The sequence below is a fragment of the Neorhizobium lilium genome, from assembly GCF_004053875.1.
Taxonomy (GTDB): domain Bacteria; phylum Pseudomonadota; class Alphaproteobacteria; order Rhizobiales; family Rhizobiaceae; genus Neorhizobium; species Neorhizobium lilii.
This window is the reverse complement of the sequence record NZ_SBIP01000002.1, coordinates 961,754-979,163: the sequence shown is the minus strand read 5'-3', so window position 1 is coordinate 979,163 and position 17,410 is coordinate 961,754. Positions and strand designations below refer to the sequence as shown.

Annotated in this window: 14 protein-coding genes; 4 read left to right on the top strand and 10 right to left on the bottom strand. The window is 61.7% G+C overall.

Translation table 11 applies throughout. The features are described from left to right. Window positions 1–50 precede the first annotated feature (50 nt). A complete protein-coding gene (locus tag EPK99_RS10930) occupies window positions 51–1,505 on the top strand; it encodes a glutamate synthase subunit beta (protein WP_128443047.1) in 1,455 nt (484 codons plus the stop codon). 19 nt (window positions 1,506–1,524) lie between these two features. Here the strand turns inward: EPK99_RS10930 and EPK99_RS10925 are convergent, their stop codons facing one another. After that, on the bottom strand, window positions 1,525–2,727 hold the full coding sequence (locus EPK99_RS10925; protein WP_245582388.1) for an SGNH/GDSL hydrolase family protein: 1,203 nt from the start codon (window positions 2,725–2,727) through the stop codon (window positions 1,525–1,527). A 63-nt stretch (window positions 2,728–2,790) separates the two neighbouring features. After that, a complete protein-coding gene (locus tag EPK99_RS10920) occupies window positions 2,791–4,011 on the bottom strand; it encodes a lytic murein transglycosylase (protein WP_128443046.1) in 1,221 nt (406 codons plus the stop codon). 199 nt (window positions 4,012–4,210) lie between these two features. Here EPK99_RS10920 and galU point away from each other — a divergent pair, with 199 nt between their 5' ends. Further along, entirely contained in the window at window positions 4,211–5,098 is an 888-nt protein-coding gene (galU, locus tag EPK99_RS10915) for a UTP--glucose-1-phosphate uridylyltransferase GalU (protein WP_128443045.1), read from the top strand. A gap of 78 nt (window positions 5,099–5,176) precedes the next feature. Here galU and fucP read toward each other — a convergent pair whose 3' ends face one another. Together fucP and EPK99_RS10905 are read right to left on the bottom strand one after the other, a co-directional pair. Then, window positions 5,177–6,502 (bottom strand): L-fucose:H+ symporter permease, encoded by a 1,326-nt coding sequence (gene fucP / locus EPK99_RS10910; protein ID WP_205909086.1) that lies wholly within the window; start codon window positions 6,500–6,502, stop codon window positions 5,177–5,179. A gap of 346 nt (window positions 6,503–6,848) precedes the next feature. Then, window positions 6,849–8,420: an outer membrane beta-barrel protein gene (locus EPK99_RS10905; RefSeq protein WP_128443043.1), complete on the bottom strand. Its 1,572-nt coding sequence runs from the start codon at window positions 8,418–8,420 to the stop codon at window positions 6,849–6,851. A 134-nt stretch (window positions 8,421–8,554) separates the two neighbouring features. Between EPK99_RS10905 and EPK99_RS10900 the strand changes: the two genes are divergently transcribed. Beyond that, window positions 8,555–9,550 carry a KpsF/GutQ family sugar-phosphate isomerase gene (locus EPK99_RS10900; protein ID WP_128443042.1) on the top strand — a complete coding sequence of 332 codons (996 nt, stop codon included), beginning with the start codon at window positions 8,555–8,557 and terminating at the stop codon, window positions 9,548–9,550. Between the two features lie 5 nt (window positions 9,551–9,555). Here EPK99_RS10900 and EPK99_RS10895 read toward each other — a convergent pair whose 3' ends face one another. Both EPK99_RS10895 and EPK99_RS10890 read right to left on the bottom strand, forming a co-directional pair. Beyond that, a complete protein-coding gene (locus EPK99_RS10895) occupies window positions 9,556–10,014 on the bottom strand; it encodes an NfeD family protein (protein WP_128443041.1) in 459 nt (152 codons plus the stop codon). Then, window positions 10,011–11,045, bottom strand: coding sequence for an SPFH domain-containing protein (locus EPK99_RS10890; RefSeq protein ID WP_128443040.1), 1,035 nt, complete (start codon window positions 11,043–11,045; stop codon window positions 10,011–10,013). Before EPK99_RS10890 ends, EPK99_RS10895 begins: the two co-directional genes overlap by 4 nt. A 131-nt stretch (window positions 11,046–11,176) precedes the next feature. On the opposite strand from EPK99_RS10890, the gene queC reads away from it, so the two are divergent. After that, window positions 11,177–11,887, top strand: a complete 711-nt coding sequence (gene queC, locus EPK99_RS10885; protein ID WP_128443039.1) for a 7-cyano-7-deazaguanine synthase QueC — start codon at window positions 11,177–11,179, stop codon at window positions 11,885–11,887. Between the two features lie 12 nt (window positions 11,888–11,899). Here queC and hemH read toward each other — a convergent pair whose 3' ends face one another. The 4 genes from hemH to EPK99_RS10865 all read right to left on the bottom strand — a co-directional run bounded on the left by hemH (window position 11,900) and on the right by EPK99_RS10865 (window position 17,342). Further along, window positions 11,900–12,931, bottom strand: a complete 1,032-nt coding sequence (hemH, locus tag EPK99_RS10880; protein WP_128443038.1) for a ferrochelatase — start codon at window positions 12,929–12,931, stop codon at window positions 11,900–11,902. Between the two features lie 203 nt (window positions 12,932–13,134). Continuing rightward, complete coding sequence (locus tag EPK99_RS10875) at window positions 13,135–15,153, bottom strand: 5'-nucleotidase C-terminal domain-containing protein (protein WP_128443037.1); 2,019 nt, start codon at window positions 15,151–15,153, stop codon at window positions 13,135–13,137. Window positions 15,154–15,381: 228 nt separating this feature from the next. After that, on the bottom strand, window positions 15,382–15,747 hold the full coding sequence (gene omp10, locus EPK99_RS10870; RefSeq protein ID WP_128443036.1) for an outer membrane lipoprotein Omp10: 366 nt from the start codon (window positions 15,745–15,747) through the stop codon (window positions 15,382–15,384). Between the two features lie 143 nt (window positions 15,748–15,890). Beyond that, window positions 15,891–17,342: a homospermidine synthase gene (locus EPK99_RS10865; protein ID WP_128443035.1), complete on the bottom strand. Its 1,452-nt coding sequence runs from the start codon at window positions 17,340–17,342 to the stop codon at window positions 15,891–15,893. Between the last annotated feature and the right edge of the window lie 68 nt (window positions 17,343–17,410).

The window sequence follows — 17,410 nt, the reverse complement described above, 5'->3', positions numbered from 1 at the left end:
CAAGGTTTAACCAGCTGCGCTAGCGGCGGGACGAGTTGAGGGGTTTAAGCATGGGCAAGGTTACGGGTTTCATGGAAATCGACCGGCAGGTGGCGAAGTATCAGCCGGCCTCCGATCGTATCCGCCATTTTCGTGAATTCACGATCCCGATGTCGGATCCGGAAGTGACCAAGCAGGCGGCGCGCTGCATGGACTGTGGCATTCCTTATTGCCACGGCCCGACCGGCTGTCCGGTCCACAACCAGATCCCGGACTGGAACGACCTCGTCTACAACAACAAGTGGGAGGAGGCGATCCGCAACCTTCATTCCACCAACAACTTCCCCGAATTCACCGGCCGTGTCTGCCCGGCGCCTTGCGAGGAAGCCTGCACGCTCAACCTCGAAGACGCGCCCGTGACGATCAAGACGATCGAACAGGCGATCGCCGACAAGGCCTATGAACTGGGCTTCATCGCGCCGCAGCCGGCGACGATTCATACGGGCAAGAAAATTGCGGTGATCGGCTCCGGTCCCGCCGGCATGGCGGCTGCCCAGCAGCTGGGCCGCGCCGGCCACGAAGTCCATCTCTACGAGCGCGAATCCAAGGCGGGCGGCCTGCTTCGCTATGGCATTCCGGACTTCAAGATGGAGAAGAACTTCATCGACCGCCGCGTCGAGCAGATGAAGGGCGAAGGCGTGACCTTCCATACCGGCGTCAATGTGGGCGTCGATCTTCCCGTCGAGCAGCTGATTGCCGAACACGATGCTGTGCTTTACTGCGGCGGCTCGGAAACCCCGCGTCCGGCCGGCATTCCCGGCGCGGACCTGCACGGCGTCTACGATGCCATGCCCTATCTCGTGCAGCAGAACCGCCGCATCGGCCGGGAAAACATCGATAGCGTCGCCTGGGCAGCCGAGCCGATCCTGGCCGGCGGCAAGCATGTCGTGGTGGTCGGCGGTGGCGATACGGCATCCGATTGCGTTGGCACAGCCTTCCGCCAGGGCGCGGTCAAGGTCACGCAGCTCGACATCCGCCCGCAGCCGCCGGAAAAAGAGGACAAGCTTGCCGTCTGGCCCTTCTGGGCAACCAAGATGCGCACCTCGTCTTCCCAGGCTGAAGGGGCGATCCGCGAGTTCCAGGTCGCCACGCTCGAATTCATCGGCGAAGACGGCCAGCTGACCGGTGTGCGCTGCTGCGAAGTGGACGAACGCCGCCAGCCGATCGCCGGCACGGACTTCATCATCAAGGCCGATCTCGCCTTCATCGCCATCGGCTTCTCCGGGCCGATGAAGGAAGGCGTGTTGACCGAGCTGGAAGGCAAGCTGGACGTCAATCTCGACCGCCGCGGTTCAACCAACGTCATCGCCAACGACCGCGACTACAAGACGTCGCTCGACAAGGTCTGGACGGCAGGCGATGTCCGCCGTGGCCAGTCCCTGGTTGTCTGGGCGATCCGCGAAGGCCGGCAGGCCGCCCGGGCGATAGACGAGGCACTTATGGGAAGTTCGGTCCTGCCGCGCTGATGACGGGTGGCTACTACGCTTAGCGCGTGGCGCCGCGCCGGTAGTCGTCTATTCGGCCGGCGGGCGCATCCGGCAGTTCGCCGCGCCGCACCAGCTTGTCGCGCGGCGTTTCCGTCAGGGTGGCGGGCGCCGGTGCCGCTCCGAGCAGATCCTTGCCGCCGTCCAGATTGGGGTCGATCAGGCTGATCGGCTGGGTCTGGAGCGTATCGGCGGGTGACGGCGTCATGGACAGGGCGGGCAGGCTGCCCGCATCCAGGTTGACCATGTCGGGGCTGGCGATGTCGCCCATATGTCGGCGCACGAAACGCTCCACATAGAAGGCCAGCTTCTGTTTGCCCGCCTTGGTGAAGGTGATGCCGTCGGAGCCGCGAAGGCGCACCTGCTGGCCGTTGATATCCGAGCCGGTGACGATGAACTTGCCTTCCTCGTCCACGAAACCATCCCAGACATCGACGAACTCGCCACCCAGCTTTTCCATTTCGCTGCGGTACAGGGCATTGAGCGTGACCGCATCTGCCATCAGCGACGGCGACTGGAAAGCGGGAAGCCCCACCCATAGAAGCGGCAATTTGCGCGAGGTCACGGTCCCGGCCAGCTTGTCGATCCGGGCCGTGTATTCCTTCAGCCAGGCTTCGGTTCGAAATTTCTCCTTCGTGCCGCCCATGCTCATCATCTGCCGGTCGTTGGCGCCCAGCATGACCACGACGATAGCCGGTTTCACCTCATCGATCAGGCCGGGCAGTGCTGCCTGCCAATCCAGGTGGTCGTCTCGCACAAGGCCGGACGAACCGTCGCTGCGATCGACCACCGCGACGCCGGGGGAGCCCTCGAAAGTCGTCTCCAATCCGCTGCCGACATTACCTGCAAGGAAGTCGCCGACGACCAGCACCTTGCGGGCGTTTTCAAGCTTGGCGACCGGTTCCGGTTTGGGGGGCACGGCCGGCAGGGCGGGACGAGGGGTTGCGGCGCGCACGGCACCACGGTTGCGAGGCGCACGGGGCGCCGGTTCCATGATGGCGCCATCGTCCTCGGGGCGGTAGCGGCGCCTGGGCTCGTAGCGCGGATAGTCGTCTTCGTAGCGAGGACCGCCGAACAGCATGTCGAGAAGATTGCGCGCCGAGGCCGGGGCGGGATGAAGCGGCAAGGCCGTGGTGAGCGCGACGATCAAGAGGACCGCGCGCCGGTATCTCCGCTTGTGGCTGTCAGCCGGCAAAATCGTCAAGCCTCCGGTCTCTGGCGTGAGACACCGTTCAATACCCACGATGCGGCGCAAATCAGGCCGTTGTCAACGCAGGGCCTGAAGAAGGCGGCGCGACGGCTCACCATTGGGCTGCATGCCAAGACGCTGCTGGATGGTGGAAATGGCGGCCTTGGAACCGGAGCCGAAATTGCCGTCCACTTCTCCGTTATAATAGCCAAGCTCCTTCATGCGGTTCTGCAGCTCGAACTTCTCCTTGATGTCCAGCGTGCCCTCGGGCCGTGGCCAGGATTGCTGCATTCCGCCATAGCCGGCGATTTCGTCCGCCAGAAGGCCGACCGCAAGAGCGTAGCTGTCGGCAGCATTGTATTTCTTGATGGTGAAGAAGTTGCCGAGCATGAGGAAGGCCGGACCGTTGGCGCCGGCGATCAGCTTGAGCGAGGCGCGCTCACCGCCGTGGGTGAAGCCCTTGCCGTTGGGCCGCTGGAAACCGAGGGCTGCCCACTGGGCGAGCGTCTTTGTCTGGCCTTCATAGCGTTCCCCGCCCGCAGGCAGAACCGCCTCATAGCCCCAGGTCTTGCCGGCCTGCCAGCCGTTCTTGGCAAGCAGGTTGGCGGAGGTGGCAAGTGCGTCGGGGATCGAGTTCCAGATATCGCGCTTGCCGTTGCCGTCCGCATCGACGGCGTAAAGCAGGTAGCTGGTCGGAATGAACTGCGTGTGACCCATGGCGCCTGCCCAGGAACCAGTCAGATGCTTCGGCGTCACATCGCCCGCCTGGAGGATCTTCAGCGCCGCGATCAACTGCGTGCGGGCATATTTGGAACGCTTCGCATCGGCCCATGCGAGGGTCGCCAGCGCCTGCGGCACGCTGTGCAGCCGCTCCGGATTTTCCAGCGCGCTGCCGTAGTTGGATTCCATGGACCAGATGGCAAGCAGAATGTTCTTGTCGACGCCGTACTGACGTTCGAGCGACGTGAGCGTCACCCGGTATTTGGCCGCCATTTCCCGCCCAATCCGAACCGTGTAAGGATTGACGCGCGAATCGAGGTAGTCCCATATTTTCGACTTGAATTCCGGCTGGTAGGCAGCCTTTTCCAACACGTCCCGGTCGGGCTCGGTCACACCGGCAAAGGCCTTTTCATAGGTGGAGCGCGTGATACCGCTGCGGGCCGCAGTTTCGTAGAATTTTGCAATCCACGTCTTGAAACCTGCATCCGCCTGGGCATCTATCGGGCAGGTTGCTGCGACAAGGCCTGCAGCCAGAAGAAAAACAAAACTGCGGATAGGGTGGGTACGGAGGCTTTTCATCGGTAGTCGTGTCCATTCTTCTCTTCAAAAACCGAAGGCGAGACCGGAGTGCGGCTTGACGATGTCATATCAGGATAGGGTCAACAAAATCTTTACCATAGAAATGCCCTTGCGGCAGCCCTTTGTGAAAAGGTAGCAAAGGGGAGATAGAGGCCTGAAGGTCCGTAATCCGCACAATGAAGTGCATCAGGAGGCACGAGTGTCAGAGCAACGCAAAATTCGCAAAGCAGTTTTTCCGGTCGCAGGCCTGGGAACGCGCTTCCTTCCCGCCACCAAGGCCGTGCCCAAGGAAATGCTGACGGTCGTCGATAAGCCGGTCATCCAGTATGTCGTGGATGAGGCGGCCGAAGCCGGCATCGAGCATTTCGTTTTCGTGACCGGCCGCGGCAAGGGCGTCATCGAAGACTATTTCGACATCCAGTACGAGCTGGAGCAGATGCTGCGCGAGCGCAACAAGAATGCCGAGCTGACGCTGTTGTCGCACATCCTGCCGAAGGCGGGTACGGCCAGCTTCACGCGCCAGCAGGTGCCGCTCGGCCTCGGCCATGCGGTCTGGTGCGCCCGCGACATCGTCGGCAACGAGCCCTTCGCCGTTCTGCTGCCGGACATGATCATGTCTTCGGAAAAGAGCTGCCTGAAGGGCATGGTCGATCTCTACGCACAGACTGGTGGCAATGTGCTGGCCGTCGAGGAATGCGCCCCCGACCAGACCCATAAATACGGTATCGTCGGCAAGGGTGCTCCGGTTGGGGAAGGCTTCAAGATCACTGAGATGGTGGAGAAGCCTGCCAAGGGAACCGCGCCCTCTAACTTCTTCATCAACGGCCGCTACATCCTGCAGCCGGAAATCTTCAAGATCTTGGAAACCCAGGAACGCGGCGCCGGCAACGAAATCCAGCTGACCGACGGCATGCTGGCTCTCGCCAAGGCGCAGGAGTTCGCCGCCTATCATTTCCGGGGCGAAACCTACGACTGCGGCGCCAAGGACGGCTTCATTCTTGCCAACCTGGCCTTTGCGCTGAAGCGGGATGATATCCGCCCGTCGATCGAAGGGCCGCTTAAGGCGATGGTCGAGAAGCTGAACTAAGCTTCGCCCGTTCTACTTGCAAAAAAAAGCCGCCGGAGCGATCCAGCGGCTTTTTTACGTTTGGAAAGTTCACGCGCTTCAGGCCGGCTTGTGGCCCTTCACGCCGTAGAAGGCGATGTAGACGTAGCAGACGACCGGCATGAGGAAGGCGAGGTGGATGCCGATCGTATCGGCAAGTCCGCCTTGCAGGACAGGCAGAAGAGCGCCGCCGACGATCGCCAGGCACAGGATGCCGGAGCCCTGGCTGGTGTGGCGGCCAAGGCCCTTCAGCGCCAGGCTGAAGATGGTCGGGAACATGATGGAGTTGAAGAGCCCGACAGCAAGCACGGCCCACATGGCCACCTTGCCGCCTGCAAACACGGTTGCCACCAGAAGCAGGCCCGCAATTACGGCATTGAAGGCGAGCGCCTTGCCGTCATCCACATAGCGCATGGCAAACGAGCCGATGAAACGGCCGATCATGGCGCCACCCCAGAAATAGGCGACGTAGTGGGCAGCCTCGGCTTCCGGCATATTGGCAATGCTCGGTTCGGCCAGGTAGTTTACGAGGAAGCTGCCGATGCTGACTTCTGCTCCGACATAAAGGAAGATGCCGACCGCGCCCAGCACCAGATGGCGGTAGGACCATGCGGAGCCGTGATGCTCGCCGCCGACCGCTTCAGCAACGTCTTCTTCTTCCACTTTCGGCAGCTTCAGCGCCGCGAAGATCGCCGCAAGTACGAGGAAGGCAATCGCAAGGATCATGTAGGGGAAGCGCACGGCGTTCGCCTCCGCGATGCGCAAAGCCTCAACCTGTTCCGGTGAAGCGTTCTGGACGTCGGCGACGGCGGCAGACAGGATCAGCATTGCGCCGAACAAGGGCGCGACGGTGGTGCCGAGCGAGTTGAAGGCCTGAGTGAGCGTGAGGCGGCTTGCAGCCGTTTCCGGAGCGCCAAGCTCGGTGACATAGGGATTGGCAGCCACCTGCAGGATGGTAACGCCGGTTGCGAGCACGAAGAGCGCGCCGAGAAAGAGCGCGTAGACGCGGTAGCTGGCAGCCGGGATGAAGAGGGCGCAGCCGACCGCGGCAATCAGCAGGCCGACGACGATGCCCCATTTATAGCTGATGCGCTTGACCAGCGCGCCGGCCGGCAGGGATACGATGAAGTAGGCCCCGAAGAAGCACAACTGGATCAACATGGACTGCGTGTAGTTGAGCGAAAAGACGTTTTTCAGATGCGGAATGAGGATATCGTTCAGGCAGGTAATGAAACCCCACATGAAAAACAGCGACGTCAACGCAACGAGGGCGAACTGGTGGTTGTTGGTGCTTGGGCGGGCGGAAGACGAAGCTCCTGCCGGCACGCTAGGGCTGGAATAACTTGACACTTTAAACCTCTGATCATGCTGTGCAGCTTGCTGCATTGCGGCAGAAATGCGCCGCTCAGATGCGTATATGTTGCAACTGCTCACAGAAGGAAAGACTTCCGCCGACACCAGCTGCCGGATCGGCCTAAAACAAAGGTGCATAGGTGGACGAGCGAGCTATGCGTTTTTGATAGGACGCTCGTCAACGGATCGAGGGCCGTTCTTCGGCGACGAAACAATCTTGCGCGCAAGGCTTAGAGTAGAACAATTTGAACACGGCACTGCGGTTGGTAGCTCGGCACCGGTTCGTAGCCGCTCAATTTCTGACCATAATCCCTCGAGAGACGGCATTTTCAGGACATGCAAGATCACGGAAACGTGAACTTGTCGCGGGGGACTTCGCTTAGCGTTTCACGCTCAGCCCCACGCCGGCGCGCAGTATGTCCTGTTCCGATCCACCGGTGGTGCGCTCGTATTCGATATCACTCGTGAAGTCGAAGTAGCGGTTGATCGCCCAGGTGAGCCCGGCGCCGGCGACCCAGGTCATGTTGTCCTCGCTTGTGCCGCCGTCGAAATTTCTGAAGGTCGTGCTGCCGGTCAGGCGGCCTGTGAGGTTGTCACGGATCTCATGTGCCACCGCAGAGGTAAGCTGGTACTCGATCCAGCCGCTTTGCCCAGCCGTGGTGGAATCCTGGACCGTGGTCCGAAGGCCGAGGTTGACGTCGGTGCCCCGGCGCGGCGACCAGACCGCCTTGCCGTCGAAGGTGACGGCACCGACGGAGTCGAGCCGGCTATCCTCGTAATCGACGACTTCGTAGCCGGTACCCACTTCCCCGCGCAGCTTGTCGCCGAAGTCGAACTCGACGCCGGTGCGTGCCGCATAGCTCTGGGACGAGCGGGCATAACCGGAATTGTCCCGCTTCTGATCGTAGAAGGTGTGGCCGCTCGCCACCTCGATGAAGGGGATGATCGCCGTTGAAAGCTCGTAACCCAGCCGCAGGCGGCCATCGATACCAGTCCGATCTCGGTCTGCCATGCTGATCACATCGCCACTGGAGAGCTTTGCGTCCGTGTAGATGGAGCGAGTACCTTCGACAGCGGCGAGACCGTGGATACGGCCGAGATCACGCTCCACCGACAGGCCGCCATTGAACTGATGCACACCGGACTGGGTTTCCGCATCGCCTACTGCGTTCGGATCGTCCGTATCTTCGCGGGTAAAGTTGTAGCCGCCGGTAACGTGAGCGATCGTGTCGTCGGCAAGATCGAGCCGCAGGTCGGCCGCGATCGTGCCTTCCGGGGAAAATTGCCTGTTGCCGCCGCTCAAGTCGTGCTCGAACACGCCTTCACCCGTTACCGTCAGCGCGTGGCGCGACCAGTCGGAGGACAGCGTGCCGCGAATGCCTGTCGCCAGGTAGTTGCGTGTATCCTTGGCACCGTTCGAGCGGGTGATCTCGGTGTTGATGCTCTGGCTGACGGAAGGGCGGAGCATGAAGCTTCCAAGTCGAATGCCTGTTGGATCCCCCGGCTGGCGCGGCGCCTCCTGCTGATCGATGGGTTCGCCCGCCGCATCCAGAGGCTCGCTCAAGGGTTGGTTCAAGTCCTCCTCGGCGGCCTCTGCACCAGTGTTCCCTGCGGCTCCGGGTAAAGGTGTGGCGGGCCTCAGATCGTTTGGCGCATTCTGAGTGGTCGGGTCGGCATTGGGATCGGCGGTGAGATCGAGAGCCGTGCCGGCCGGTCGGGCGCCGGTGAAAGAGGTCGAATTCGGCAACCCTTGCGCATTCCGAGTAATGGTCGAGGTGCCGGCCGTGCCTATCTGACTGTCGGACAGTGAGGGCAGCGGGCTTGAATCGGTCGGAAACAGCGTTTGCGAGGCAGCCAGGACGGGCACGACAAGGGCGGAACAGGCCAGCAGCAGGCCAAGCGCCGTCCGCCGCCCCTGCGAGCTCCTGCCTGTCTTTCCTGTGGTTTTCATGAACCTGCCTGGCGAACGGGAATTCTTACCCAAACGTAAAGCGAGGTGGTTAATGTTTGGTTTCTTGCCATGCCGGATTGGCCAGGTTTTGCGAGACGGTGGACTTGGACGTCGAAAAGGACTAAGCCAGCGCCATGATCAAGAGAGCTCTGCAAGCCGTCGAACACGACGTGATCGATTCCGCCTTGAGAACGATTGCCTTTGGAAAGCAGGGGCTTAACGCGCTGGAGCTGGCTCTTCAGAACGGTCTTGGCGATGCGTTCCGCAAATCGGCCGAATTGATCGGCGCAATCGAAGGACGCGTGATCGTGACCGGCATCGGCAAGAGCGGTCATATCGGCGGCAAGATCGCGGCGAGCCTCGCCTCCACGGGCACGCCGGCCTTTTTCGTGCATCCGGTCGAGGCCAATCACGGCGATCTAGGCATGATTACGCCGAGCGACGTGGTTCTCGCGCTCTCCTGGAGCGGCGAAACCGCCGAGCTACAGGGGATCGTATCGTTTACCCGTCGCTTCTCAATTCCGCTGATCGCGATCACGTCCGGCACATTTTCGACGCTTGCGCGGGCGGCGGATCATGTCCTGCTTTTGCCAAAGGAGCAGGAAGCCTGCCCGCACGGATTGGCGCCCACGACCTCGACGCTGATGCAGCTGGCGCTCGGCGACGCGTTGGCCGTGGCGCTGCTCGAGGCGCGCGGTTTTTCGGCCACGGATTTCCGCGTCTATCATCCCGGCGGCAAGCTCGGTGCCATGCTTAGCCATGTCAGCGACCTGATGCACAGCGGTGACCGTATTCCCTTGGTAAGACAAGGCGTTTCCATGCCGGAGGCGATCCACGAGTTGTCCCAGAAGCGTTTCGGCTGCGTCGGAGTTCTCGACGATGACGGGCGGCTGTGCGGCGTGGTCACCGACGGTGATATTGCCCGTCATCTCGACGTCAATCTCGGCACGCTGACCGTGGACGAGGTGATGACGAGAAATCCGAAGACGGTTGGCAAGGAAACGCTGGCGACCGCGGCCATGGCGCTTCTCAACAAGCATAGCATCGGGGCGTTGATCGTCGTGGACGACGACCGCCGGCCGATCGGCATCATCCACTTCCACGATCTTCTGCGGGTCGGCGTGGCCTGACAGGCTCAGGCCTGGGCGACCTTCAGATCGCGCCCACGCGCCTCTACCACGACGACTCGGGCACCCGCCGGCAAGTCGGGACCCATGACCGGCCACCAGGTATCGTCCAGGCGAATCCGTCCGCGACCTTCTGCAATGGGTTCCGCAAGCACAGCTGTGCGTCCTACAAGGCTTTCGCTGCGGCGATTCAGCATGGGTTCGTCGCTGTGCTCGCCACGTCCGGCATAGACGCGGCGTCCGGCGATCGCAAAAACGATCGACAGCACGCCGAACACCAGAAGCTGGACCTGCCAGCTCCACCATCCGGTCTGCCAAAGCCCCAGTGAAATTGCACCGACGACGATTGCGGCCATGCCGATCCAGATGAGGAAGACGCCGGGTGCGGCAAGCTCGGCGACGAGAAGCACGAGGCCAAGGATCCACCAGCCCCAGGGACCCAGGTTTTCAGCGAGACCCTCGATCATCCTTGGGGCTCCCGCGGGAGATCGAAGGGATTGACGGCCGGAGTGGTGCGTGGCGATACGGCGGGGGCACGGGCAGGCACCGGCGGGCGTGGCTGAACGACCGAGGCTGCTCCGTCGCCGAAGATCTCCTTGGAGATTGCGCCGATCCCCCCGAGCGAGCCGATGAGCGAGGAGGCTTCCAGCGGCATCAGCACGATCTTGGAATTGGGCGCCTTGCCGATCTCGACCAGCGCTTCGGTATATTTCTGCGCCACGAAATAGTTGATCGCCTGGACGCCGCCCGCGGCAATCGCCTGCGACACGAATTCGGTCGCCTTGGCTTCGGCCTCGGCAAGCCTTTCGCGCGCCTCAGCCTCCCGAAACGCTGCCTCGCGACGGCCTTCGGCTTCCAGCACGGCCGCCTGCTTGGCGCCTTCGGCACGCAGGATCTGGGCGTTGCGCGAGCCTTCCGCTTCGAGGATCTGGGCACGCTTCTCGCGCTCGGCCTTCATCTGCCGGCCCATGGATTGGACGAGATCGGCCGGCGGCTGGATATCCTTGATCTCGACGCGGGTGACCTTGATGCCCCAGGGGCCAACCGCCTCGTCCACCACGCGCAGCAAGCGGTCGTTGATGACTTCGCGGTTGGACAGGAGTTCGTCCAGATCCATCGAGCCCATGACGGAGCGAATATTGGTCATGGTGAGGTTCTGGATGGCGTTTTCCAGGTTGGAGATCTGGTAGGCCGCCTGGGCCGGATTGAGGACCTGATAGAAGGAGACGGCATCGGCGGAGACGCTGGCATTGTCCTTGGTGATCACCTCCTGCGTCGGGATATTGAGCACCTGCTCCATGACGCTCATGCGTGCGCCGATCCGCTCGATGAAGGGTGTGATCAGGTTGAGACCCGGATCGAGCGTGCGGGTGTAGCGGCCGAAGCGCTCCACCGTGTAACGATAGCCCTGCGGCACCGTCTTGATACCCGCAAAAAGGATCAGGATAGCGAGCGCCACGGCCACGATCACCACAATATCAAAGCCGCCCAGGAACATGGTTTCCTCCACTGTCGTTTGGCGCCGATCCTATTGGAGCCTAACGCCATTCACAAGCGCAACGGGCCGGTCTAGAAAGGATGCACTGCAAACCGGTCGCGGCCTACCCGGACAAAACAAGGACAAATCCCATGAAGACTATCGTCGTCTGCTCCGGCGGACTGGATTCCGTTTCGCTCGCCCATCGGGTCGCCGCACAGCAGGACCTGGCCGGGCTGGTCTCGTTCGACTACGGGCAAAGGCATCGGAAGGAACTGGATTATGCCGCCCGTTGCGCGAGGCGGCTCGGCGTCTTTCACGAGATCATCGACATGACCGCGATCGGCGCCCACCTCACCGGTTCGGCGCTGACGGACGATATCGCGGTGCTGGACGGCCATTATGCGGAGGAGACGATGCGGGTGACCGTGGTGCCGAACCGCAATGCAATCATGTTGGCGATCGCCTTCGGCGTCGCGGCAACGCGTCAGGCGGAAGCCGTCGCGATCGCAGTGCATGGCGGCGACCATTTCATCTATCCCGATTGCCGGCCGGGCTTCATCGATGCCTTCCAGGCGATGCAGGATCAGGCGCTCGACGGCTACGCATCGGTGAAGCTGCTGGCGCCTTACGTCAATGGTTCAAAGGCGGATATCGTCACCGACGGCGCCCGCCATGCCACGCCTTTTGCCGAAACCTGGTCCTGCTACAAGGGCGGTGACAGACATTGCGGCCGCTGCGGAACCTGCGTGGAAAGACGTGAGGCCTTCCATCTGGCCGGCGTGGAGGACCCGACGGACTATGAGGATGAAGACTTCTGGAAAGCCGCGACCGCAGCCTTCCAAGCGGAAGAAATCCGCTAACCTTTTACAGGCTCAGACCCAGCCCTGAAGCTCGCGGCGCACGACCGTTTCGAGAACGTTCATGCCGCCCTCGCTGTCGTTGAGACAGGGAATGTGCACGAATTTCTCGCCGCCATGGTGCATGAAGATCTCGCCCGCCTCGCCGGCGATTTCCTCCAGGGTTTCCAGACAGTCGGAGACGAAGCCGGGGTTCATGATCGCCACCCGCTTGATGCCTTCGGCGGCTAGCGTTTCCATCGTCTTGTCCGTATAGGGTTGCAGCCATTCCTCCGGCCCGAAGCGGGATTGGAAGGTGATGCGGAACTGCTTGTCTGAATAGCCCAGCGCCTCACGCAGCAGGCGCGCCGTCTTCTGGCAGTAGCAGTGATAGGGGTCGCCCTTGGCGAAATAGGATTGCGGAATGCCGTGGAAGGACGTGATCAGCAACTGCGGCTCCCAATCGAGCGTCGCCAGCGTCTGGCGAACCGAATTGGCAAGCGCCTCGATATAGGCCGGGTCGTCGTGATAGGTCGGCACGGTGCGCACGGCCGGCTGCCAGCGCATCTTCATCAGGTGCTGGAAAGCCTTGTCGTTGACGGTGGCGGTCGTTGCCGACGCGTATTGCGGATAAAGCGGGAAGAGGAGGATCTTCTCGCAGCCCTGCGCCTTCAGCGCATCGATGCGCTCGGCGATTGGCGGCTTGCCGTATCGCATGGCCCAATCGACCACGACGTTCGGCAGATCCTTCAGGCGCTCGGCCATCAGCGTCCCCTGGTTGCGCGTGTAGGTCCGCAGATAGCTTTCGTCGAGCGTCTTGTTCCAGATCGCCTCATAAGCCTTGCCCACCTTCTGCGGGCGCTTGTTGAGCACGATGCCGTAGAGGATCGGATACCAGAACAGGCGCGACCACTCGATGACCCGCCGGTCCGACAGGAACTCCGCTAGATAGCGGCGCATCGACCAATAGTCGGTGCCGTCAGGGGTGCCGAGGTTGACGAGCAGGACGCCCACCTTGCCGAACGTGACCTTGGGATGATTGGCGGGCATGGAGAGGGAAGAGGTCATGACGATATTCCAGGTGAACTTGCTGATGCGTTCTACGGTAAAGACGGTTTTGCGGATTGGTGTCGCCTCTCCGTTTAGCCGTAAAATAGGTCCGAAACAAACAACGGCTCGGGAAAGCCCAAGCCGTTGCGGAAAGCGCGACAATTCGCCGACTGTCTATGGTTCAGCCTGCCGATCCGGACCTTGATCCGGATCAAGCCGGATCACTTTGCCGGAAGCTCCAGTTCCTCGCCGACCTGAATGAGATCGGGATGACGCAGCTTGTTGCTCTTGGCAATCTCTGTCCACTTTTCGCCGTCGCCATAGGTCTTCTCGGCGATCTTCCAGAGCGAGTCGCCCTTGACCACGGTGTATTTGGTCGGGCCTGCCGGCTGCGCCGCGACCGGGGCGGTTGTTGCAGGTGCTGCAGGAGCGGCCGGAGTGGAGGCTGCGGGCGCCGGACTGGCTGGCGCAGCGGGAGTTGCCGGGGCTGCGGGAGGCTGGGCAGTCGTTGCAGGAGCAGGAGCAGGAGCTGCGGGTGCAGGAGCAGGAGCTGCGGGTGCAGGGGTCGTTGCGGCAGGGGCGGGCGGTGCCGCAGGAGCCGGCGGCGGAGGCGCCTTGTAGTCGGCCGGCGTCAGGTCGGTGATGCGGCCGTCCGTGTAAGGCTTGTAGGGGTTATGGGCGGCGAGATAGTCCGCGACCGCGTTTTCGAGGTTCGGCCCGAAATCATAAGCGTTCTGCGCTGCCGTCGCGAAGATCTTGTAGCCGTCGCCGCCGCCACGCACATAATTGTTGGTAACGACGCCATAGGTCTTGTTCTGGTCGATCGGAACGAAGGCATCGCCTTCCTTGACCTGCACGTCGCTGACGCGGCTGCCGACCGGCTTCGACTTGTCGAAGGAATACTTGATCCCCGCCACCTGCGGGAAGCGCCCTGCGCCGTCGTCGATCTGGCTGACGCCGTTTTCGAGCGCCTTCAGAAGATCCGAACCCTTGATCTGGAAGGTGGCGATCGTGTTCTGGAAGGGCAGCACGGTCAGGACTTCGCCCATGCCGATCTCGCCGGCATTGATCGAAGCGCGCAGCCCGCCGCCGTTCTGGATGGAGATGGTGATCCCCTGGTCCTTGACCCGGTCCAGCTGGGCATCGGCGAGCAGGTTACCCATCGAGCATTCCTTGGCGCGGCAAACCCTGCGGTCGCCGTCGATCGGGCTTTCGGCCGAGCCGACGACCTTCTTCTTCATCTCCTCGATGGGCGCCTTCAACTCGTTGATGCGGCCGACCATAGACTGGTCCGGCTGGAACTTGTTGTCCACCGGGATCGGTTCGCCGCTCGCTTCCTTGACCACGCCGGCATCGTCGAACACGACCTTCAGGTCGCCGAGATAACGGCTGTACTGGAAGGCCTGGACGACCGGAACCTTGTAGCCGGCCGGATTGTCCACCCAGGTCGGGTAGGGGCCTTCGGCGCCCTTGACCGTGTTGGACAGCAGCGTGTGGGTATGGCCGCCGACAACAACGTCCACATCCGGGATTTTTGCGATAAAGGCGAGATCGCGCGGATAACCGACATGGGTCAGCGCGATGATCTTGTTGACGCCCTGCGCTTTCAGCCCCTGAACGGCCTCGGTGATCTTGGCGACGTCGTCGGCGATGGTGATGTTCGGGCCAGGATTGGCGATCTCAGGCGTATCGTTGGTGACGGCACCGACGATGCCGATCTTCTGGCCGGCGACATCGAGCACGATGGACGGCTTGATGCGATCGCCGATCTTGGCGGCCGCGCTTGGCACCACATTGGCGGTGACGACCGGGAACTGGACCTTGTCCAGGAAGGTTGCCAGCACATCGTCGCTATCGTCGAATTCATGGTTGCCGACGGTCATGGCGTCGAACTTCATGGCGTTGAGGACTTCGGCTTCCACGGCGCCCTTGTAGGTCGTGTAGAAGAGCGAGCCCTGGAAATTGTCGCCGGCGTTGAGCAGCAGAACGTTCTTGTTCTGCCCCTTCAGCGCGTCGCGGGTCTGGTTGATGGCGGTGAGGAGCCGGGCTGCGCCGCCGAAGCATTCGCCCTTGCCCTCTTCCTCGGCAGAGCAGGTGCTGTCGTATTTGTTGACGGATTCGATGCGCGAGTGGAAGTCGTTGATGTGCAGGATGTCGAGCTCGAAATCGGCCAGTGCCGCGCCGCTCGAAAAGGCCATCGCCGATGCGGCCAAGAGGCCAAGCCTCATAGTCTTCATCATCTGTCTCTCTCCTGTTGTTATCTCTGCGCGACGCCGTTCTGCCGCCTGTCGCCAATTTCCGCTTTAGCGTTCCAGCGTGACAATCATTGTGCGGGGCATGGTTTCATCAAGAAAAACCGGTTTCAAGCGAAATATGACAGTCCGGCATTCGCATGACCGTCGCACAACGAAAAAACCCGCCAAGGCGGCGTGCCCGGCGGGTTCATCATCATGCAAATAGTGTCGGCCTCAGGTACGGCGCGCGAGCGAAAACTGGGCGCCGGTGTCCTGCGTGCAGTTCAGCTGGCTTGGTGTCGCAAGCGAACAATTGACGCGCGACTGTGTCTTGCGGACGAGCGAGGTCATGTTGATCTCGACCAGGGTCGGCGAGAGCTTCGTGTAGGTGCCCGATGCCAGTAGCGCGTTGCTGTCGCTGGCGCGCGTGTTGAAGGTGCCGCTCTGGAAGGTCGAGACGATGCCGTTCGGATCGACCCATGTGCCTTCGACCCCCTGCGGCAACGCAGGCTGCAAGGAGGCCATGCGCTGGGGCTGGGAGGAAACGCAAGCCGTGAGGCTGGCGGCGGCCATGAAAACGAGGCCCATCTTGAAGTTCATGATCTTTCTCCCGCGATTCGCACCGTCTGGCGTGTGAAGGTCATATTAGCCCTGACATACTCTAGGGTTCGGTGCAGCCTGTTTCCACACAGAAAACGCCCGCTTGATGGCGGGCGTTTCCAAATACACAGAAAAGTAGTGAATCAGCGAACCAGGATGTTGCGGAACTGCCATGGATCCTTCTCGTCCAGGTCTTCCGGGAAGAGGCCCGGGCGACCGTCGAGCGGGGTCCAATCAGTATAGTGGCCTTCGACTGGGCCGAGATAAGGCAGCTGGACTTCCAGGCAGCGCTTGTAGTCGATCTCGTCGGCTTCGACGATGCCGGCTGTCGGGTTTTCGAGCGCATAGACCATGCCGGCGAGAACAGCCGAGGTCACCTGCAGGCCGGTCGCGTTCTGGTAGGGAGCGATGCGGCGGGTCTCTTCGAGAGAAAGGCGCGAACCGAACCAGTAGGCGTTCTTCTCATGGCCGTAGAGCAGTACGCCGAGTTCATCGACGCCGTCGACCAGTTCGTTCTCGTCGAGAACGTGATGGACAGGCTGCGGATGGCCGCCATTGCCGAACATTTCGTGCAGCGACAGCACGGCATCATTGGCCGGATGGTAGGCGTAGTGGCAGGTCGGGCGGAAGGTCACTTCGCCGTCCTTGTCGCGCACCGTGAAGTAATCGGCGATCGAGATGGATTCGTTGTGGGTAACGAGGAAACCGTATTGCGGGCCAGGCGTCGGGCACCAGGTGCGTACACGGGTGTTGGCGCCCGGCTGCTCCAGATAGATGGCGGCCTGTGAACCCTTCTTGTGCTTCTTGGCGTTCTTCGGCATCCAGTTTTCGTGGGTGCCCCAGCCGAGTTCAGCCGGTTGCAGGCCTTCGGAAATGAAGCCTTCGACGGACCAGGTGTTCCAGAAGACGTTGAGCGGCTTCGGGTTCTTCGTCAGCTGGGTGTCGCGCTCGGCGATGTGGACACCCTTGACGCCGAGCTTCTTCATCAGCTTGGCCCAGCCTTCGCGGTCGTGCTGGTCCGGCTCTTCGAACTTCAGGCCCGTATCGTTGGCGAGGTTGATCAGCGCCTGCTTGACGAACCACGAGACCATGCCCGGGTTTGCGCCGCAGGTGGAAACGGCAGTCGCGCCGCCCGGGTTCTTCTTCTTTTCGTGACGCACGGTTTCGCGTAGCGCGTAGTTGGTGCGCTCGGAATTCTTCATGTTCTTGTCGAAATAGAAGCCGAGCCAGGGTTCGACGACCGTGTCGATATAGAGCACGTCGAGCTTGCGGCAGAGCTTCATCAGGTCGAGCGAGCCGGTATCGACCGACAGGTTGACGCAGAAGCCCTGGCCTTCACCTTCCGTGAGGAGCGGCTTCAGGAGATCCTTGTAGTTCTCCTTCGTCACGTATTCCTTGATGTGGCGGATACCGTGCTTCTTAAGGATTTCCATGTCGGAAGGTTCCTCGCGCGGATCGATGACGACCATCCGGCTCTTGTCGAACTTGAAGTGGCGTTCGATCAGCGGCAGGGTGCCGCGGCCGATCGAGCCGAAACCGATCATGACGATCGGGCCGGTGATTTCGCCGTAAACCGGATAGGTGGTCTCTGCCATGCTTATCTCCTTTGGATCTGCAGCCTGTCGGCCGCCGCCCGCTTCTTCGGCGGTGATTTCTTGCGCAA